Annotated in this window: 13 protein-coding genes and 2 pseudogenes; 6 read left to right on the forward strand and 9 right to left on the reverse strand. The window is 60.4% G+C overall.

Going from position 1 to position 19,199, the window contains the following annotated elements; translation table 11 throughout:
• The first annotated feature begins 135 nt into the window (after positions 1 to 135).
• Complete coding sequence (locus tag J3P95_RS23000; protein ID WP_434558973.1) at positions 136 to 2,820, forward strand: putative bifunctional diguanylate cyclase/phosphodiesterase; 2,685 nt, start codon at positions 136 to 138, stop codon at positions 2,818 to 2,820.
• A 99-nt stretch (positions 2,821 to 2,919) separates the two neighbouring features.
• The gene (gene msrA, locus J3P95_RS23005) at positions 2,920 to 3,567 is read left to right on the forward strand and encodes a peptide-methionine (S)-S-oxide reductase MsrA (protein WP_434579556.1); all 648 of its coding nucleotides are present in this window, start codon (positions 2,920 to 2,922) and stop codon (positions 3,565 to 3,567) included.
• Between the two features lie 50 nt (positions 3,568 to 3,617).
• Here msrA and J3P95_RS23010 read toward each other — a convergent pair whose 3' ends face one another.
• The 3 genes from J3P95_RS23010 to putP all read right to left on the reverse strand — a co-directional run bounded on the left by J3P95_RS23010 (position 3,618) and on the right by putP (position 8,360).
• Positions 3,618 to 4,457, reverse strand: a complete 840-nt coding sequence (locus J3P95_RS23010) for a 23S rRNA (adenine(2030)-N(6))-methyltransferase RlmJ (RefSeq protein ID WP_434558977.1) — start codon at positions 4,455 to 4,457, stop codon at positions 3,618 to 3,620.
• A 102-nt stretch (positions 4,458 to 4,559) separates the two neighbouring features.
• Entirely contained in the window at positions 4,560 to 6,578 is a 2,019-nt protein-coding gene (locus J3P95_RS23015) for a type VI secretion system tip protein VgrG (protein ID WP_434579555.1), read from the reverse strand.
• A gap of 297 nt (positions 6,579 to 6,875) precedes the next feature.
• Complete coding sequence (putP, locus tag J3P95_RS23020; RefSeq protein ID WP_434579554.1) at positions 6,876 to 8,360, reverse strand: sodium/proline symporter PutP; 1,485 nt, start codon at positions 8,358 to 8,360, stop codon at positions 6,876 to 6,878.
• Between the two features lie 461 nt (positions 8,361 to 8,821).
• Between putP and putA the strand changes: the two genes are divergently transcribed.
• A complete protein-coding gene (gene putA, locus J3P95_RS23025; protein ID WP_434579553.1) occupies positions 8,822 to 12,775 on the forward strand; it encodes a trifunctional transcriptional regulator/proline dehydrogenase/L-glutamate gamma-semialdehyde dehydrogenase in 3,954 nt (1,317 codons plus the stop codon).
• Here putA and J3P95_RS23030 read toward each other — a convergent pair.
• Positions 12,772 to 12,936, reverse strand: a complete 165-nt coding sequence (locus J3P95_RS23030) for a hypothetical protein (RefSeq protein ID WP_434626167.1) — start codon at positions 12,934 to 12,936, stop codon at positions 12,772 to 12,774. The genes putA and J3P95_RS23030 overlap by 4 nt on opposite strands.
• Before the next feature lie 61 nt (positions 12,937 to 12,997).
• Here J3P95_RS23030 and J3P95_RS23035 point away from each other — a divergent pair, with 61 nt between their 5' ends.
• Positions 12,998 to 14,800, forward strand: coding sequence for an acyl-CoA dehydrogenase (locus J3P95_RS23035; protein WP_434579552.1), 1,803 nt, complete (start codon positions 12,998 to 13,000; stop codon positions 14,798 to 14,800).
• A 54-nt stretch (positions 14,801 to 14,854) separates the two neighbouring features.
• On the opposite strand, the gene J3P95_RS23040 is transcribed toward J3P95_RS23035, so the two are convergent.
• Positions 14,855 to 15,157 (reverse strand): cell division protein ZapA, encoded by a 303-nt coding sequence (locus J3P95_RS23040; protein WP_434558987.1) that lies wholly within the window; start codon positions 15,155 to 15,157, stop codon positions 14,855 to 14,857.
• Entirely contained in the window at positions 15,154 to 15,384 is a 231-nt protein-coding gene (locus tag J3P95_RS23045) for a hypothetical protein (RefSeq protein WP_434558989.1), read from the reverse strand. The genes J3P95_RS23040 and J3P95_RS23045 overlap by 4 nt, the downstream gene beginning before the upstream one ends.
• Before the next feature lie 323 nt (positions 15,385 to 15,707).
• Here J3P95_RS23045 and J3P95_RS23050 point away from each other — a divergent pair.
• Positions 15,708 to 16,364: pseudogene (locus J3P95_RS23050) on the forward strand (MCP four helix bundle domain-containing protein); the annotation flags it as partial.
• Positions 16,365 to 16,667: 303 nt separating this feature from the next.
• A pseudogene (locus tag J3P95_RS23055) lies at positions 16,668 to 17,267 on the forward strand (methyl-accepting chemotaxis protein); the annotation flags it as partial.
• A gap of 195 nt (positions 17,268 to 17,462) precedes the next feature.
• Here J3P95_RS23055 and J3P95_RS23060 read toward each other — a convergent pair.
• From J3P95_RS23060 to J3P95_RS23070, 3 genes are all read right to left on the reverse strand, one after another.
• Positions 17,463 to 17,801 carry a DUF6124 family protein gene (locus J3P95_RS23060; RefSeq protein ID WP_434558991.1) on the reverse strand — a complete coding sequence of 113 codons (339 nt, stop codon included), beginning with the start codon at positions 17,799 to 17,801 and terminating at the stop codon, positions 17,463 to 17,465.
• Positions 17,802 to 18,185: 384 nt separating this feature from the next.
• Positions 18,186 to 18,629 carry a hypothetical protein gene (locus J3P95_RS23065; RefSeq protein ID WP_434558993.1) on the reverse strand — a complete coding sequence of 148 codons (444 nt, stop codon included), beginning with the start codon at positions 18,627 to 18,629 and terminating at the stop codon, positions 18,186 to 18,188.
• Between the two features lie 90 nt (positions 18,630 to 18,719).
• Entirely contained in the window at positions 18,720 to 19,190 is a 471-nt protein-coding gene (locus J3P95_RS23070; RefSeq protein WP_186611807.1) for a DUF2247 family protein, read from the reverse strand.
• Positions 19,191 to 19,199 lie beyond the last annotated feature (9 nt).

A 19,199-nucleotide genomic window follows, 5' to 3' on the forward strand; every position in this document is an offset into this window, starting at 1 on the left:
AGCCGATAAAAGGTTTATAGCACTTGGCCTTCATGTCTCTTGTCAGCCGGTGCCGCAATGATGCAACCTTGCGGGAATCCGTAATAACGAGGGCGTCAGCCCGGCGCGATCAGCATTTTCGAAGCGAGTTTCCCCATGAAAAGCCAACCCGATGCCGCCAGCCGTATGGCGGCCGAGGTAGTGACGCAGTTACCGGTGCCCTCGCGGCTCGGTATGCTGCGTTTCGAACGGCTGAATGAAGCAAGCTGGGCGCTGCTATTTCTTGATCCCAATTGCGAACGTTACTTCGGTGTGCCGGCGGTTGAGCTGTGCTCGCTGGTCAGCTCCCCTTACGCCAGCCTGATGGAGCCTGAAGCGCGCTATCAGCTGCATGACGCGATCCAGCAGCAGCTGGCCCAGGCGTCGCACTACCTGATCCGCTATACGCTGCACACCGCCCAGGGACCGATGAACCTGCTGGAAACCGGTGAGGCTTACAAGCAGCACAATCGTCATCTGCTGCGCGGCTATCTGATCGCCGTGGACAACTTGCTGCAGGACGGTCCATCCCTACCGGCCCTAGACCTGGAAACCCAGAATTCAAGGCTGCAAATAGCGCTTGAACTGAACCAGCGCGCCCAACAGGAGCAGCTCCAGCACCTGGATCGGGTCCGCGCCCAACAAGACCTGATCCTGCTGCTGACCCGCCAGCGCTACAGTGCCAACAATTCGCTACAAGAAGCCGCCGAGCTGATTACCCGCAGCGCCTGCGACATCTATGAGATCGACTCCGCGAGCATCTGGAACCTGGACGACGGCAAGCTGGTGCCGATCTCGGCCTACAACCGAGCGTCCCAGGCTTATTACTTGCCGGCAGTGATCAATGCCGATGAATACCCGGATTACATGGAAGCATTGCAGACCTGCCGGGCCATCGACGCCCACAATGCAATGCGCGACCCACGCACGCGGGAAATGGCCGAGAACCTGCGCGCCCGCGACGTCAATGCGATCCTCGATGCCAGCATCCGGATCGACGGCCAGGTGGTCGGCGTGCTGTGCCTGGAGCAAGTGGGCGCCACGCGTGCCTGGCAGTCGGACGAGATCGCCTTCGCCGGCGAACTGGCGGACCAATTCGCCCAGGTCATCAACAACCACAACCGCCGCACAGCCACCAGCGCCCTGCACCTGTTCCAGCGCGCCGTGGAACAAAGCGCCAACGCCTTCCTGCTGGTCAACTGCGACGGTGTGGTGGAGTACGTCAACCCGAGCTTCACCGCCATTACCCAGTACACCACCGAAGAAGTCCACGGCCAGCGCCTGTCCGAGCTGCCAGCCCTGGAAAATCTCAGCGAACTGCTGTTCGACGCGCCGTCGGCCCTGGCCCAGAGCAACAGTTGGCAGGGCGAATTCAAGAGCCGACGCAAAAACCTCGAGCCCTACTGGGGCCAGCTGTCGATTTCAAAGGTCTATGGCGACAACCGCGAACTGACCCACTACATCGGCATCTACGAAGACATCACCCAGACCAAGCTCGCCCAACAGCGCATCGAGCGCCTGGCCTATACCGATAACTTGACCAACCTGGGCAACCGTCCGGCCTTCATTCGCAACCTTGATGAGCGCTTCGCCCGAGACAGCGACTCGCCTATCAGCCTGCTGTTGGTGGACATCGACAACTTCAAGCGCATCAACGACAGCCTTGGCCACCAGACCGGCGACAAGTTGCTGATCAGCCTGGCCCGGCGCTTGCGCAACAGCCTGAGCCCCAGCGGTAGCCTGGCACGATTCGCCAGTAATGAATTCGCGGTACTGCTGGACGACACCGACCTTGAAGCCGGCCAGCAGATCGCCAGCCAGTTGCTGATGACGCTCGACAAACCGATGTTCGTCGACAACCAGCTGATCAGCGTGACCGGCTCCGTAGGCCTGGCCTGCGCACCTTTGCATGGGCGCGACCCCCAGACACTGATGCGCAACGCCGGGCTGGCCCTGCACAAGGCCAAGGCCAACGGCAAGCATCAGGTCCAGGTGTTCACCGAAGCGCTGAACGCCGAGGCCAGCTACAAGCTGTTCGTGGAAAACAACCTGCGCCGCGCCCTGACCCAGAATGAGCTGGACGTGTTCTACCAGCCCAAGCTGTGCCTGCGCAGCGGCCGCCTGTTGGGCATGGAGGCGCTATTGCGCTGGAACCATCCGGAAAAAGGCATGATCCGTCCGGACCAGTTCATCAGCGTGGCCGAGGAAACCGGGCTGATCATCCCCATCGGCAAATGGATCGCCCGCCAGGCCTGCCGCATGAGTAAACAGCTGACCGCCGCCGGCCTGGGCAACCTGCAAGTGGCGATCAACCTGTCGCCCAAGCAGTTCTCCGACCCGGACCTGGTAGCCTCGATCGCCAGCATCCTCAAGGAAGAACAGCTGCCGGCCCGATTGCTGGAACTGGAGTTGACCGAGGGCCTGCTGCTCGAAGCCACCGAAGACACCCACCTGCAGCTCGACCAGCTCAAGCGCCTGGGCCTGACCCTGGCCATGGACGACTTCGGCACCGGGTATTCATCCCTCAGCTACCTGAAGAAATTCCCGATCGACATCATTAAGATCGATCGCAGCTTCATCCATGAGATCCCGGACAACCAGGACGACATGGAAATCACCTCCGCCGTGATCGCCATGGCCCACAACCTGAAACTCAAGGTCGTGGCCGAAGGCATCGAGACCGCTCAGCAGCTGGCGTTCCTGCGTCGCCACCGTTGCGACGTCGGCCAAGGCTACCTGTTTGACCGGCCGATCCCTGGCGCAGAGCTCATCGAGAAGCTCAAGCGCTATCCGTGCCGCTAGCGGCAAGCTTCAAGCTTAAGATGGCACACTCTCACCACTTGCAGCTTGCAGCTTGCAGCTTGCAGCTTGTAACTTGTAACTTGTAACTTAGCTGCCCCAATGATCTTACGCTCGGAAATCCTGGTGAACAAAAACGTGCTTCCTACTCCTGATCAAGCTCTGCCTGGCCGTGAAACCCCGATGACCGTGCCGGAGAAACACTTCGTCCACGACGCACCACTGCTGGGCCCGTTTGCCATGGACGTGGATTTCGCGATCTTCGGCCTGGGTTGCTTCTGGGGCGCGGAGCGCAAGTTCTGGCAACGCGAAGGCGTAGTCAGCACGGCGGTGGGTTACGCGGGCGGCTTTACGCCAAACCCGACGTATGAAGAGGTCTGCTCGGGCCTGACCGGCCACAGCGAAGTGGTGCTGGTGGTCTACGAGCCGGAGAAAGTCAGCTACAACGAACTGTTGGCAATGTTCTGGGAACTGCACAACCCAACCCAGGGCATGCGCCAGGGCAACGACATCGGCACCCAGTATCGCTCGGTGATCTACTGCACCACCCCCGAACAACTGGAAGCGGCGAAGAACAGCAAAGACGTGTTCCAGGCTGAACTGGGCAAGGCCGGCCTTGGCGACATCACCACCGAAATCGACGAAGCGCCGACGTTTTACTTTGCCGAGGCGTATCACCAGCAATACCTGGCGAAAAATCCTGAAGGCTATTGCGGGATTGGTGGTACGGGCGTGACTTGCCCAATCTGACTTTCGGGTCTTTCCCCCATGATGGCGCCCTTCCAGGCGCCATCAATGCCTCAACTTTCAGCGATCAACCAATCCATCTGCCACCCACCCTGGGTCTGCCCAAGCTTCTTGGATAACCACGGCAGCAGTTCGCGCAACTCTTCCTCAAGCCCCCAGGGCGGATTGGCAATCGCCAGGCCGGAGCCGTTCAGGCTGTTGGGCGTTGCCAATGGATGCACCAGCAACTCTACCCGCAACAACTTAGGCGCACCGGTGCCGGCCAGGTCCTGGTAGAAGCGACGCAGCATCCGTTGGTCCTTCACTGGGTACCAGATTGCCGCCACGGTCTGGCGCATCCGGCCAATAGCCTCCTTGAGGGACGCGGCGCAGCGCTGCATCTCATCGAGCTGTTCGAACGGCGGATCGATCAACATCAAGGCACGCTTCTCGGTCACTGGCAGCAGCGCGCGGGGCACATGCCAGCCTTCGCCTAAATGCACCGCCACGCGACGGTCACCCTTCATGTTGTCCTTGAGGAGCACGCCGTCCTCCGGATGCTTCTCATTGAGCAAGACCCGGTCCTGGGCACGTGTCAGGCGCCGCGCCAATTCCGGCGAGCCTGGGTAATAGCGCAACTGGCCGTCCGGGTTCATGTCGCGCAGCACCTTCATGTAATCGGCGGTCAGCGGCGGCAGATCTTCCTGGCCCCACAACCGCGCGATGCCTTCCAGGTATTCACCGGTACGATTGGCCTGGTCGCCCTGCAAATCGTACAGCCCTATGCCCGCGTGAGAATCGAGGTAGGCGAAAGGCTGCTCCTTGCGCGACATCAAGGCGATGAGGCGGGTCAAGACCAGGTGTTTGAACACGTCGGCGTGATTGCCGGCGTGGAAGGCGTGGCGATAATTCATGGCGGCTCCTGCGAAGGCCGCCGAGTTTACCTTGAAGCGCGCCGAACGTCAGGGGTTCGCGGCCGAGCGGACGAACAGTCGTCAGCCCGGCCCCGTGGCGAGCTACGACCAACCACAAGCGCCGTCCTTGCACCGCTCGCATTCCTCGCAGAAGGGCGCCGGACTTCTCAAGCTCAGTATTTGCGCGAGGGAAAGGTGAGGGGCCAGGGCTGCGGTGAGCTTTTCCGGGGCGCCGGGGGCGATGGGTGCGGCGCCTTTTACGACCATTGCGGCGCCGCCCACCTGGATCGGCACGCTGCTGAAGATCCCGCCCGGTCCGATGTTGATCCAGTGCCCCCCCGCCTGGATGGTCGCGCTGGCGCCCGCCTCCAACACAACCTGCTGGCCGGCGCTGATATGAAATCCTCCAGCGGCGCTGACAGCCTGGTTGGCGACGCGGATGTGCCGGTCGCCCGTGACCAGCAAGTGATCGTCCTGGCGAATTTCAACCTGGCGCCGGCCCTGAGTGATGCGCTGTTCGTCAGCCTTGAGCTCATGCCGCGCCAGACCGGTGACGACGATGCTGCGCTGGTGGTCGACCTGCACGCGCTGGTCATGCAGTACGTGCTGGGTCCAGTTGCGCTGGGCCCGCAGGTAGATTTCCTCGGCGCCCTTGCGGTCTTCGATGCGCAATTCGTTGTAGCCGCCACCACCCGGGCTGCTTTGGCTGCGCAGGATGCTGCGAGTCTTGTCCGCTGGCAAATCGAGCGGAACCGGGTTGGCACCATTCGGCAGACAGCCAACCACCAACGGCTTGTCGACGTCGCCCTCCATGAACCCCACCAGGACTTCCATGCCGACCCGAGGAATCATCACGCTGCCATAACGATCATGAGCCCAACCGGTGGCCACGCGCAGCCAGCAGCTGGAGTGTTCGTCACGCTCACCGTCGCGGTCCCAGACCAGTTGCACCTTGACCCGCCCGAACGCATCGCAATGGATCTCACTGTCCTGCGGACCCGTCACCACGGCAGGCTGATAGCCGTTAACGGTCGGCTTCTTGTGCTGCAAGGGCGGACGAAAGAACACATCCCACGGCGTTGCGAGAAAGGTATTACGGTAGCCTTGGAACTCTTCCGGGCCAATCGAGGCGGTTTCTTCAAGCACTTGCGGCTGGCGGCCATGGTGGTCAATGTGCGTCAGCAACCAGAGGTCATTCCATTGCGCCCGTGGGTGCTCCTTGATGCACATGAAATGCCCGCTGCCAAAGGCACTGTCGTCACCGCCACCCTCCGCCACGCGATAGTCGGCGCCATGGCGCTCGAGGGTGCGCTGGGCCAAGAGCTTGCCATCCTCACGGTCGACGAACTGGCCCGGGTAGTGATAGCTCTCAAGCGACGGTAATCGCTGGTTGTCGAGGCCAGCCTGAAGCTGCAGGCCGGGCTTGCGAAAGTCATAATCGTGCAGTGCCACCGCGGTGGTACGGGTCTGCAGGCGCACCGCCAGGCGTTTGATCGCCGGCTCGTCGGCAGCCATGCCGCTGCCCGGCAGGTACAGCGTCGATTCAGGCAAGCGAGGAAACATCGTCTGGTCGTCGCCGAACACCAGCAGGTGGCCGCCAAGGCTGTGCTGGAAGTGATAGTGAATGCCGACCTCGGCGCAAATCCGCTCGATAAAGGCCAGGTCGCTTTCACCGTACTGCACACAATATTCACGTTCGGGGTATTGCCCGCCAAGGCTGAACTGGTAGGCGTCGGCGAAGATGCCGTGGTCCTTCAAGATACGGGCGACGATATCCGGCACGCTCAGGTGCTGGAAAACCCGCCGGTTGATGCGATGGCGCAAGTACGCCAGGCGCGGCACCAGGCTGATCTGGTAGCGGGACAAGCGCTTGCCCGAATCGCCTTGGGCCACGCTGTAGACCTGGCCATGTATTCCACCACCTCGATCATCGAAGCTCAGGTACGCCTGGCGATGCAGTAGATCTTCAAGCGCCAGGTCGGGCCGCTCACTGACCAGCTCCAGGTCAACGCAGTAGGGCTGGCTGATAGCTTCCTTGCCCTTGAACTCAAGCACCCTGAGCTCATTTGGCCCGCTGTCGAACGTCAGCGTGAAACGTGGTTGGTTGGCAGGCGCGAACATCCGATGTGTCTCTGCTTAATGAAGACGGGCGATTCTGCATCAGCTATTCGGAGCCTGGATCGGACGTCGTGAAAAACAGATTTGCCTTACATCTGATAAGCCAAAAACTTCAGGGCGCGCTGTACTTTCTGACAGACAAATTTTGCGTCGTGGCCGCTAACGCTTTCCGCACGGCGCGCTGATTGTTTACAACCGGCCCGACGATTCGGACGGACGCCCATGAAAAACGGCCCACCTCCAAGGGAGGCGGGCCGTTTTTTGATGCCAGGGACGAGCCGTACGGGCCTCGCCAAAAGCTTACTGGTTCAAGCGGAAATCTTTCTCGGCCGCGTCGAAGCGCTGCAGCATACCGGCGGTAGGCGAGCCCATCTTGCTGACGAAATAGATAGCCAGGCTGGCGAAGATAAAGCCCGGGATGATTTCGTACAGGCCCAGCAGTTCGAAATGTTTCCAGACAACGACGGTGATCGCGCCAACCAGGATACCGGCCAGGGCGCCATTGCGAGTCATGTTCTTCCAGATCACCGAGATCAGGACTACCGGACCAAACGCGGCACCGAAACCGGCCCAGGCGTAGCTCACCAGGCCCAGTACACGGTTTTCCGGGTTAGCGGCCAGGGCGATGGCGATCAAGGCCACCAACAACACCATGGCACGACCGACCCAGACCAGTTCCAGCTGGGAGGCGCTCTTACGCAGGAAAGTCTTGTAGAAGTCTTCGGTCAGGGCGCTCGAGCACACCAGCAACTGGCAGCTCAGGGTGCTCATCACCGCGGCCAGGATGGCCGACAGCAGTACCCCGGCAACCCAAGGGTTGAACAGGATCTTGGCCAGTTCGATGAACACGCGCTCAGGGTTTTCGGTGACCGGGCCCGCGACTTCAGGATGCGCCGAGAAGTAGGCGATACCGAAGAAACCGACGGCAACGGTGCCGCCCAGGCACAGGATCATCCAGGCCATGGAGATGCGACGCGCCTTGGCGATCGACTTGACCGAATCCGCCGCCATGAAGCGCGCCAGGATGTGCGGTTGGCCGAAGTAGCCCAGGCCCCAGCCCATCAGCGAGATGATCCCGATGAAGGTGGTGTTTTTCAGCATGTCGAACGAAGTAGGATCTTTCGCTTCGACGGCCAGGAAAGTGGTGTCGACGCCGCCAGTGGCCAGCAGCACGATAATCGGCGTAAGGATCAACGCGAAGATCATCAGGGTGGCTTGTACGGTATCGGTCCAGCTCACGGCCAGGAAACCACCAATGAAGGTGTAGGCGATGGTCGCGGCAGCACCGGCCCACAGCGCGGTCTCGTAGGACATGCCGAAGGTGCTTTCGAACAGACGGGCACCGGCGACAATGCCGGAAGCGCAATAGATGGTGAAGAACACCAGGATGACTACCGCCGAGATGATCCGCAGCAAGCCGCTGGTGTCTTCAAACCGGCTGGAGAAATAGTCTGGCAGCGTCAGCGCATCGCCGTTGTGCTCGGTCTGGACCCGCAGGCGACCGGCCACGAACAGCCAGTTCAGATAAGCCCCAATGATCAGGCCGATGGCGATCCAGCTTTCCGACAGGCCGGACATGTAGATTGCACCGGGCAAACCCATCAACAACCAGCCGCTCATGTCGGAGGCACCGGCGGAAAGCGCCGTCACGACACTGCCCAGGCTGCGACCGCCCAGGATGTAATCGGAAAGGTTATTGGTGGAGCGATAAGCCATCAGGCCGATCAGGACCATGGCTGCGATGTAGATCACGAAGGTGATCAGGGTGGGGTTGCTAACACTCATGAGTTACGCCCTGGCTTTGTTTTTATGGTGCGGTGGCAGTTGAAAGCGCCGACAACGCAGACGTTGTACCGACGTTTTGCAGACCCGCAAATTTATGACTGATGTTTCCCCAGGAAAGCCATCAGCCGATGCCCCTCGACTTGGAGCCGGTTGCACCTTGGCCGCGAATGCTATTCAACAAATCAAATAAGGTGCAACCAGTTTCGTTCGAATCAGTTGCACCCAGTCGTTTTTTTCGCCGAACCGGCCGTTTTTGCTCCCTTTTAGTGCAGTACCGGCGATTTGCTAGAAGCCAAAGCACTAAGCGGGTGCAGTTAAACGAACACAGGAATTCATTTCCTGACGAGCTGCGGAATATTCCGACAAAAAAGGGTTGCACCCGGTTGCACCTCATTCAGCTCGCAGCTAATCTTGCCGCCAGCTGATGCCACGCGGTACGTGGCAAACATGAGGATAAAAATATGGCTACCACCACCCTTGGGGTCAAACTCGACGACCCGACCCGCGAACGCCTCAAGGCGGCCGCGTCCTCGATTGATCGCACGCCGCATTGGCTGATCAAGCAGGCAATCTTCAATTACCTGGAGAAACTCGAGGGTGGTGCAACCCTGACCGAACTGAACGGTTCGATCCGCGCCGACAGCGACGACGCCGGCGAGGTCCAGGCCGATCACGCTCACCAGTGTTTCCTGGAGTTCGCCGAGAGCATTCTTCCACAATCGGTCCTGCGCGCATCCATCACCGCCGCTTACCGCCGCCCGGAACCGGAAGTGGTGCCAATGCTGATCGAGCAAGCGCGCCTGCCGGCTGAAATGGCCGAGGCCACCAACAAGCTCGCCGCGTCGATTGCTGAAAAATTGCGCAACCAGAAGAGTGCCGGCGGCCGTGCCGGGATTGTTCAGGGCCTGCTGCAGGAATTTTCCCTGTCCTCCCAGGAAGGCGTGGCGCTGATGTGCCTGGCCGAGGCGCTACTGCGCATCCCGGATAAAGGTACCCGCGATGCCCTGATCCGCGACAAGATCAGCACCGGCAACTGGCACCCACACCTGGGCAACAGCCCGTCGCTATTCGTCAACGCCGCCACCTGGGGCTTGTTGCTGACCGGCAAACTGGTCGCCACCCACAACGAAGCGGGCCTGACCTCCTCCCTGAGCCGTATTATCGGCAAGAGCGGCGAGCCGATGATCCGCAAGGGCGTCGACATGGCCATGCGCCTGATGGGCGAACAGTTCGTCACCGGCGAAACCATCGCCGAAGCCCTGGCCAACGCCAGCAAGTTCGAAGCCAAGGGTTTCCGTTATTCCTACGACATGCTGGGTGAAGCCGCACTCACCGAACATGACGCCCAGAAGTACCTGGCCTCGTACGAACAAGCCATCCACTCCATCGGCAAAGCGTCCCATGGCCGTGGGATTTACGAAGGCCCAGGCATCTCCATCAAGCTCTCGGCCCTGCACCCGCGTTATAGCCGCGCCCAGTACGAGCGCGTCATGGAAGAGCTTTACCCGCGCCTGCTGTCGCTGACTCTGTTGGCCAAGCAATATGACATCGGCTTGAACATCGACGCCGAAGAGGCCGACCGTCTCGAGTTGTCCCTGGACCTGCTCGAGCGCCTGTGCTTCGAACCGCAGCTGACCGGCTGGAACGGCATCGGTTTTGTGATCCAGGCGTACCAGAAGCGTTGCCCGTACGTGATCGACTACGTCATCGACCTGGCCCGTCGCAGCCGTCACCGCCTGATGATCCGCCTGGTGAAAGGCGCGTACTGGGACAGCGAGATCAAGCGCGCCCAGGTCGAAGGCCTGGAAGGCTATCCGGTGTATACCCGCAAGGTTTACACCGACGTTTCCTACATCGCATGCGCGCGCAAATTGCTGTCGGTACCGGAAGTCATCTATCCGCAATTCGCCACGCACAACGCCCATACCCTGTCGGCCATTTACCATATCGCCGGTCAGAACTATTACCCGGGCCAGTACGAATTCCAATGCCTGCACGGCATGGGCGAACCTCTGTACGAACAGGTTGTAGGCAAGGTCTCCGAAGGCAAGCTGAACCGTCCGTGCCGTGTGTACGCCCCGGTCGGCACCCACGAAACACTACTCGCCTACCTCGTACGCCGCTTGCTGGAAAACGGCGCGAACACCTCGTTCGTCAACCGCATCGCCGACCAATCCATTTCCATTCAGGAATTGGTGGCCGACCCGGTAGCAAGCATCGAGCAGATGGCGACGCTGGAAGGTGGTTTCGGCCTGCCGCACCCACGCATCCCACTGCCGCGCGACCTTTATGGCAGCGAGCGCGCCAACTCCAGCGGCATCGACCTGGCCAACGAACATCGCCTGGCCTCGTTGTCCTGCGCCCTGCTGGCCACTGCTCATAACGACTGGAAAGCCGCGCCGATGCTCGGTTGCGCTGCCAGCGAAGAGTCTACGGCCCCCGTACTGAACCCGTCCGATCACCGCGACGTGGTCGGCCATGTGCAGGAAGCCACCGTCACCGACGTCGACAACGCCATCCAGTGCGCCCTTAACGCCGCACCGATCTGGCAGGCCACGCCACCGGCCGAGCGCGCCGCAATCCTCGAACGCGCCGCCGACCTGATGGAGGGCGAGATCCAGCCGCTGATGGGCTTGCTGGCCCGCGAAGCCGGCAAGACCTTCGCCAACGCCATCGCCGAAGTGCGTGAAGCCGTGGATTTCCTGCGCTACTACGCAGTACAGGCCCGCAACGATTTCACCAACGATGCCCACCGTCCATTAGGCCCAGTGGTCTGCATCAGCCCGTGGAACTTCCCGCTGGCAATTTTCAGCGGCCAGGTCGCCGCCGCATTGGCCGCAGGCAACCCGGTATTGGCCAAACCCGCCGAGCAGACGCCGCTGGTGGCTGCCCAGGCGGTGCGCCTGATGCTCGAAGCCGGCATTCCGGAAGGCGTCCTGCAATTGCTGCCGGGCCGTGGCGAAACCGTCGGTGCCCGCCTGGTGGGTGACGAGCGGGTCAAAGGCGTCATGTTCACCGGTTCCACCGAAGTCGCGCGCCTGCTGCAACGCAACATCGCCGGTCGCCTGGACAACCAGGGCCGACCGATTCCGCTGATCGCCGAAACCGGTGGCCAGAACGCCATGATCGTCGACTCCTCGGCCCTGACCGAACAAGTGGTCATCGACGTGGTGTCCTCCGCCTTCGACAGCGCCGGCCAGCGTTGCTCGGCCCTGCGCGTACTGTGCTTGCAGGAAGATTCCGCCGAGCGCGTCATTGAAATGCTCAAGGGCGCCATGGCCGAATCGCGCCTCGGCAACCCCGAGCGCCTGTCGGTGGATATCGGCCCGGTGATCGACGCCGAGGCCAAGGCCGGCATCGAGAAACACATCCAGGCCATGCGCGACAAAGGCCGCACCGTGTACCAGATGGCAATCGCCGACAGCGACGAATGCAAGCGCGGCACCTTTGTGATGCCGACCTTGATCGAGCTGGAAAGCTTCGATGAGCTGCAGCGCGAAATCTTCGGCCCGGTGCTGCACGTGGTGCGCTACAAGCGCAAGGAGCTGGACCAGTTGATCAACCAGATCAACGCTTCCGGCTACGGCCTGACCCTGGGCGTACACACCCGCATTGACGAGACCATCGCCAAGGTGATCGACAACGTTCACGCCGGTAACGTCTATGTGAACCGCAACATCGTCGGCGCCGTGGTCGGTGTGCAGCCGTTCGGCGGCGAAGGCCTGTCGGGCACCGGTCCGAAAGCCGGTGGTCCGCTGTACCTGTACCGCCTGCTGTCGACCCGCCCTACCGATGCGATCCAACAATCGTTCGTGCGCGGCGATGCCCTCGCGGCGCCGGACCTGCGTTTGCGCGACGCCATGAGCAAACCGCTGACGGCGCTGCAAGCCTGGGCCGACAGCCAGAAACTCGCCGAGCTGAGCGCCCTGTGCGTGCAGTTCGCGGCCCAGTCGCAAAGCGGTATCACTCGCCAACTCACCGGCCCGACCGGCGAACGCAACAGCTACGCCATCCTGCCGCGTGAGCACGTGTTGTGCCTGGCCGACGTGGAAGGCGACCTGTTGACGCAACTGGCGGCCGTACTGGCCGTGGGCGGCTCGGCCGTGTGGCCGGAAACCGATACCAGCAAGGCGGTGTTTGCCCGCTTGCCGAAGGACATTCAGGCACGCATCCAGCGGGTGGCTGACTGGACCAAGGACGATGTGCTGTTCGACGCGGTCCTGCACCACGGCGACTCGGATCAACTGCGCGGGGTGTGCCAGCAGGTGGCCAAGCGCGCCGGAGCCATCGTCGGGGTGCATGGTTTGTCCCAGGGCGAAACCAATATTGCCTTGGAACGCCTGGTGATCGAACGTGCGCTGAGCGTTAACACCGCCGCAGCGGGCGGTAATGCCAGCCTGATGACGATAGGTTAAGGGCAGTTGTAAGTTTCGAGCTGCAAGCTGCAAGTAAAAGCAAAAGCAAAAGCAAATGCTTGCTCTTGCTCTTGCTTGTAGCTTGTAGCTTGCAGCTTGCAGCTTGCAGCTTGCAGCTTGCAACCCGCCGCTTGTACTGCTTTATCATCCCCATCAATCATCCTGTTCAGCCTTTATCAGCCCGCCTAGACTCGGCCCCACTTCTAAAAAAGGTAGGCCGCCATGTCCGAGACGTTGCTCAGTTCCCGCAATCTGGCTTTCGAGCTGTATGAAGTCCTTGATGCCGAGGGCCTGACCCAGCGCGAAAGATTTGCCGAGCACAACCGCGAAACCTTCGACGCAGCCCTAGGCACCGCCCGCAGCATTGCCGAGAAATTTTTCGCGCCTCACAACCGCAAGAATGATGAAAACGAACCGCGCTACGAGAACGGCGAGGCGATCCTGATTCCCGAGGTGAAACCGGCGGTGGATGCCTTTTTGGAGGCCGGTTTTCTCAACGCCGCCCGCAGTTTCGATGCCGGCGGAATGCAATTGCCGACATTGCTGTCCCAGGCCTGCTTCGCGCATTTCCAATCGGCCAACGCCGCTTCGACTTCTTATCCGTTCCTGACCATGGGCGCGGCGAACCTGATCGAGAGCTTTGGCAGCGACGAGCAGAAACAACGCTTCCTGCAACCGATGATTGACGGTCGCTTCTTCGGCACCATGGCCCTGACCGAACCTCACGCAGGCTCGTCGCTGGCGGATATTCGTACGCGCGCAGAGCCGGCGTCCGACGGTACCTATCGACTCAAGGGCAACAAGATCTTCATCTCCGGCGGCGATCATCCGCTGTCGGAAAACATCGTGCACATGGTCCTGGCGAAACTGCCGGATGCACCGCCAGGTGTGAAAGGCATTTCGCTGTTCATCGTGCCCAAGTTTTTGGTCAACGACGACGGCAGCCTCGGCCCGCGTAACGACGTGCTGTTGGCCGGGCTGTTCCACAAGATGGGCTGGCGAGGCACCACGTCTACCGCGCTCAACTTCGGTGACAACGGCGAATGTGTCGGTTACCTCGTAGGAAAACCGCACCACGGCCTGAGCTATATGTTCCAGATGATGAATGAGGCGCGAATCGGCGTGGGTATGGGCGCGGTGATGCTGGGCTATGCCGGCTACCTGTACTCCCTCGAATACGCCCGCGAACGTCCGCAGGGTCGGGTACCCGACAGCAAGGACCCGACCGCCGCGCCCGTGGCGATCATCCAGCACGCCGACGTGCGCCGCATGTTGCTGACGCAAAAAGCCTACGTGGAAGGCTCATTTGACCTGGGCCTGTACGCGGCACGGCTGTTCGACGACACCACCACCCTTGAAAGCGAGGCCGAGCGCCGCAGGGCCCATGAGCTGTTGGACCTGCTGACGCCGGTCGTCAAATCCTGGCCATCGGAGTTCTGCCTGAAGGCCAACGAGTTGGCGATTCAAATCCTGGGCGGCCACGGCTACACCCGCGAATATCCGGTGGAGCAGTATTACCGCGACAACCGCTTGAACCCGATTCATGAGGGTACCCACGGTATCCAGTCGCTGGACTTGCTGGGGCGCAAACTGGCGCAAAACGGCGGTGCCGGGCTTAAACAACTGATTCGCCTAGTGGCCGACACCACCGAACGTGCCCAGCCCTATGAATCGCTGACGTCCTTGCGTCAGCCGCTGGAAGCCCTGGTGGCGCGCCTGCAAACGGTCACCCTCGGCCTGCTGACAGACCTGGCCCAAGGCAAGGTCAACAGCAGCCTGGCCAACTCAGCGCTGTACTTGAAGGTCTTTGGGCACATGGTGATCGGCTGGCGCTGGCTGGAACAGGCGATCCGTGCCGAGGAAGGACTTGCCAGGGGCAATGCAGCGGACAGCGACTTCTATCACGGCAAGCTGCAGGCCGCGCGTTACTTCCTGACTTGGGAAGTGCCAGGCTGCCATCACGAACTGGCAATTCTAGAGACGCGAGACGATACCTGCCTGGCGATGCGGGACGAGTGGTTCTAAGCCAAGACATTCAACACGGCTCAAATCCAATCGCGAGAAAGCTCGCGATGGGCTTCACGCCTGCTGAATAGTCTTGGCAATCACCTCGACCGTGGCGTTGACCTGTTCCTGGCATCGGTCGAGTTCCGCCCGGTGCTGCTTTTGCATCTCGATCTGCTGCGAGCACAGGTTCATGGCCGCCAGCACCAGCAGGCGGTCACCGATCAGGGTCGGGTATTTGCGCTTGGTATCGGCCAGGGCGGACTTGAGCATCGAAGCGGCGTCCAGCAAGGCCTGCTCCTGCCCGGCCGGTGCCTTGATCGAATAATCCTCCCCGAGAATCGAGACGACTGTTACCCCGTCGGCCCCGGGTTTCATGCGCTGGCCGTTGCGTTGCTGGCGCGCTCGACCAGAGCCTGGATACGCGCGGTGGTAGCGCCATGCAATTCTTCCTGCTCCATGAGGTTCAACTGCAGGTTTTCGTTTTCATCCTTGGCCTTGGCCAGTTCAGCGCTCAGGGTTTCATTCAGCCCGGCGAGGTGGCGGTTCTGTTGCACCAGGTCGTTGACCAGTTGCTCCAACTGACTGAGGGATGCTTCCAACATATTGATTTCCAGGCTTTTTCAAGGGGCGCGTACGATAAAGAAAAGTCACCGCCGACGCCATGGTTCATAGGCGGCAGTGCTTCGCTCGCGAGCTGTAGAGACTGCGCGCTCAGAATCTGGTTCCTACCCTTCGTCGCACCGCCGGCCACGGACTGCGACAAAAGCACGCAGCGCCCTCAAGACTTGACAGGCCAGACCGATAAGTCAGTGAAACCAGTCATAGCCCAGCACGGACGCGCTTCTTCACGGTAACTTCCATGTCCCTACGTAATATGAACATCGCGCCGCGGGCGTTCCTGGGGTTCGCCCTTATCGGTGCCCTGATGCTGGCCCTGGGCGTGTTTGCCTTGAGCCAGATGAGCAAGATCCGTGAATCGGGCGAAACCATCGTCCAGAACAGCGTACCCAGCATCAAGGCCCTGGACGAGTTCACCCAGCTCGCCCTGCGCCTGCGTGTGTTGTCCTATCGCCTGCTGACCAACCGCGAATCGGACGTCCAGCAAAAAACCTACGAGCTGTTCGAGCAGCGCAACCAGCAGATCCGCGAAGCGCAGACCGAATATGAAAAACTCATCAGCGCCCCTGACGAACGAGCCGCCTACGACCAGTACGTACAGCTGCTGAACCAGTACCGCCAGCTTGAAGAGCGGATGAAAACCCTTTCGCGCAATAATCAGCTCGACCAGCTGCAAGCGCTGCTCAACACCGAGTTGCTGAGCAACTCCGACGCCGTCAACGCGGCGATCACCCGTCTTACCGAGATCAACAACCGGCAAGCCGAGACGCTCAACCAGGACGCGGCACACCAGTACTCAACAGCGTTCACCTGGGTCGTCACGCTGCTGGCCATCGCCACCGGCCTGACCCTGCTGTTCGCCTGGCTGCTGACCAACAGCATCACCAAGCCGATTGCAAACGCCTTGGACGCCGCCGAAGAAATCGCCAAGGGCAACCTGACGCGGCCGATCACCGTTGATGGCAGCGACGAAGCCGGCCGCCTGCTGCGAGCGATGGCGACCATGCAAGACAAATTGCGCGACACCCTGCAGCGGATCTCCGGCTCGGCCACCCAACTGGCTTCCGCCGCCGAAGAGCTCAACAGCGTCACCGACGAAAGCGCCCGTGGCCTGACCCAGCAGAACAACGAAATCGAACAGGCCGCCACGGCGGTCAACGAGATGACCAGCGCCGTGGAAGAAGTCGCGCGCAACGCCGTCAGCACCTCCGAAGCCTCGAAAAACGCCACCACATCGGCGGGCGACGGCCGCGACCTGGTGCAGGAAACGGTCGGCGCCATCGAGCGCATGAGCGCCGATGTACAGAGCACCGCCACGCTGATCGGCAACCTCGCCAATGAATCCCGCGACATCGGCAAGGTGCTCGATGTGATCCGTGGCCTGGCCGACCAGACCAACCTGTTGGCCCTGAACGCGGCGATTGAGGCAGCCCGTGCCGGTGAAGCAGGTCGTGGTTTTGCCGTGGTCGCCGACGAAGTGCGCGCCCTGGCTCATCGCACCCAGCAGTCGACCAGCGAGATCGAACGCATGATCGGCAGCATCCAGAGCGGCACCGAACACGCCGTGGATTCGATGCGCAACAGCACCGAGCGCGCCGAGTCGACGCTGAACATCGCCCGCGGGGCAGGCATGTCCCTGGACACGATCAACACGGCCATCGTCGAGATCAACGAACGCAACCTGGTCATCGCCAGCGCCGCCGAAGAACAGGCCCAAGTGGCCCGTGAAGTGGACCGCAACCTGGTGAACATCCGCGACCTGTCGGTGCAATCGGCCACCGGCGCCAACCAGACCAGCGCCGCGAGTGCAGAGCTGTCGCGTTTGGCGGTGGATCTGAACAGCATGGTTGGGCGGTTCAGCCTTTAAACCGCGCATTGGTTGATTGCTCACAAACAGTGAGTAACCAACCCTCTGGCTTTCGTGGCGAGGGAGCTTGCTCCCGCTTGGCCGCGCAGCGGCCGCTGCCCTTAAAAGCGGCGACTGCTTCGCAGCCGAGCGGGAGCAAGCTCCCTCGCCACGGTGTTTCCACTCTGGAATCCGCCCTTTTTTCAAACTTCCGGCTTACCTGGGATCGACGGTATCCAACGCCCGGTTTGCCAATAGCTCCCCTATCTCGATCAACTGTTGCAGCCCCAACGCAACGTGCCGTCGCGAGCCTTTCAGGTCGAACGCCAGGTCACTGGCCATCGCATTGGCCGAGGCCAGGGTTTCGCTGAGGTTGGCCAACAGGCTTTCAACATCGACGCCCTCCACGACGGTGAACAGCTGGTCCGGCGCCTTCTTCTTGGGCTGGGCGGTTTTAGGGTTCAGATAGGAATCGATGACCTGCTCGGTGTTGGCGTCGGCCGCGATATCCAGATGCAGCGGTGGAACGGGTGGGTCTGGGATGAGTTTGTCCATGGAATGCTCCTAACGTAAATGGGAGCCGCCACGTTCGCTGCTAAACGAGGGGGTGGCAGCCGTACGCAGGTTAGCAGACCGGTACGTTAGGAAACCGGCGCACCCGAGGATGCCCTGCGCACAGCCGCCATAAGAATTCGGGCAATAAAAATGCCCGCACTGAATGGCAGTTGCCATGCGCCTAACGTGACTCCGAGCTGCTAAACCCGACCGCTGATGGGCAGCGGTGGACGAAGACTAGGCACCGAAATCAGCAGGCGCAAGAGGCTGGGATTTTCTAGGAAATGTCCTGCAAGTCAATGGGGAATATTCTTTGCGCCGATTCCTACGGCGAGCCTGTTTAGACATTTTCCGAAACGAACCCTGCCTGCAAACCCACCATGACTATTGAAGCGGCTGCTCGACTGGATCAGAAGGCGCAGCTGTACCGGCCGAGTCCATCACCTTCGCGGAACGCCCTGTCTCGAGATCCCGAACCTCGTAATACCACCACTTCATCGAAGACCTGCCATAAAGACCGTAGGTATGACCGCCGACCAGATCAACCGTCATCTCCACGGGCCTACTGTATTCAGTTCCAATGGCGTGCTTGACGGAAAGCTTGTGCCGTCCTGCTCCGAGTCGATATTCAGTTTGACGGGCTAGCCAATATAACGACGTATCGTCATCGATCTTGGATATCGACAGACTTTTGTCGAACTGCCGAATTGTCGCGACCTCATCCCAAGGTTTTCCTTCTGCGCTTTTATGCTCGTAGTGAATGCAACCGGTCAAGGTGAAGCAAGTCAAACCCATTGCAATAAAGCGTGAAACAACATCATGTCTCATCAATGGCCCTCCAAGGCACTTTATTTCGATCTAGCGAAAAAATGGCGCAGTTTTATTTAACACCTCAGCGATACGCACCCCTTCCTCCTTTTAATTGAATCCGCTCCCGCCCCCTGAAAGCAAAAAACACCCCTTCAGTTTTTGCACAACTTTACTCATCTCCGCAAGCGGAGGAGTATCGCCCGAGGAATATATACTACACAGCGACATATCTTCAGGATAATCAAAATCCGCATATATCTCTTGAAGCCTACGCAACTTGCTTTCATCGCTCTCAGTGGATTCTTCGATACAAAGCAAAAATGCTAGGCGCCATTTATCTATACCGAAAGCAACGTCCTCTCCTTGCAGTTGCCCCTCGATCAACGAGAGAAGTTCTTCATCAGATAAGTAGTCGCCGCCCGCGATTAAAACGACATCCTGACTGTCCTCACCATCTTCAAGCTTATCGATAGCATATTTAAAAACATCATTTCTTTTCACCCACCCCTTCTTGAGCCCTAAATGGATGGTCGACCAGCACACCAATCCTAACTTCGACAGCATGTTGAATGGTGACATAAATTGTTC

Origin of the sequence: Pseudomonas sp. Z5-35 (assembly GCF_051131945.1) — a bacterium.
In the GTDB taxonomy this organism is placed as follows: domain Bacteria; phylum Pseudomonadota; class Gammaproteobacteria; order Pseudomonadales; family Pseudomonadaceae; genus Aquipseudomonas; species Aquipseudomonas marvdashtae.

Coding starts and splice junctions, on each gene's coding strand:
- msrA (WP_434579556.1), top strand. CDS start 2,920: ATGATCTTACGCTCGGAAATCCTGGTGAACAAAAACGTGCTTCCTACT.
- putA (WP_434579553.1), top strand. CDS start 8,822: ATGGCTACCACCACCCTTGGGGTCAAACTCGACGACCCGACCCGCGAA.
- J3P95_RS23065 (WP_434558993.1), bottom strand. CDS start 18,629: ATGAGACATGATGTTGTTTCACGCTTTATTGCAATGGGTTTGACTTGC.
- J3P95_RS23060 (WP_434558991.1), bottom strand. CDS start 17,801: ATGGACAAACTCATCCCAGACCCACCCGTTCCACCGCTGCATCTGGAT.
- J3P95_RS23030 (WP_434626167.1), bottom strand. CDS start 12,936: ATGATTGATGGGGATGATAAAGCAGTACAAGCGGCGGGTTGCAAGCTG.
- J3P95_RS23010 (WP_434558977.1), bottom strand. CDS start 4,457: ATGAATTATCGCCACGCCTTCCACGCCGGCAATCACGCCGACGTGTTC.
- J3P95_RS23070 (WP_186611807.1), bottom strand. CDS start 19,190: ATGTCACCATTCAACATGCTGTCGAAGTTAGGATTGGTGTGCTGGTCG.
- J3P95_RS23035 (WP_434579552.1), top strand. CDS start 12,998: ATGTCCGAGACGTTGCTCAGTTCCCGCAATCTGGCTTTCGAGCTGTAT.
- putP (WP_434579554.1), bottom strand. CDS start 8,360: ATGAGTGTTAGCAACCCCACCCTGATCACCTTCGTGATCTACATCGCA.
- J3P95_RS23000 (WP_434558973.1), top strand. CDS start 136: ATGAAAAGCCAACCCGATGCCGCCAGCCGTATGGCGGCCGAGGTAGTG.
- J3P95_RS23015 (WP_434579555.1), bottom strand. CDS start 6,578: ATGTTCGCGCCTGCCAACCAACCACGTTTCACGCTGACGTTCGACAGC.
- J3P95_RS23040 (WP_434558987.1), bottom strand. CDS start 15,157: ATGAAACCCGGGGCCGACGGGGTAACAGTCGTCTCGATTCTCGGGGAG.
- J3P95_RS23045 (WP_434558989.1), bottom strand. CDS start 15,384: ATGTTGGAAGCATCCCTCAGTCAGTTGGAGCAACTGGTCAACGACCTG.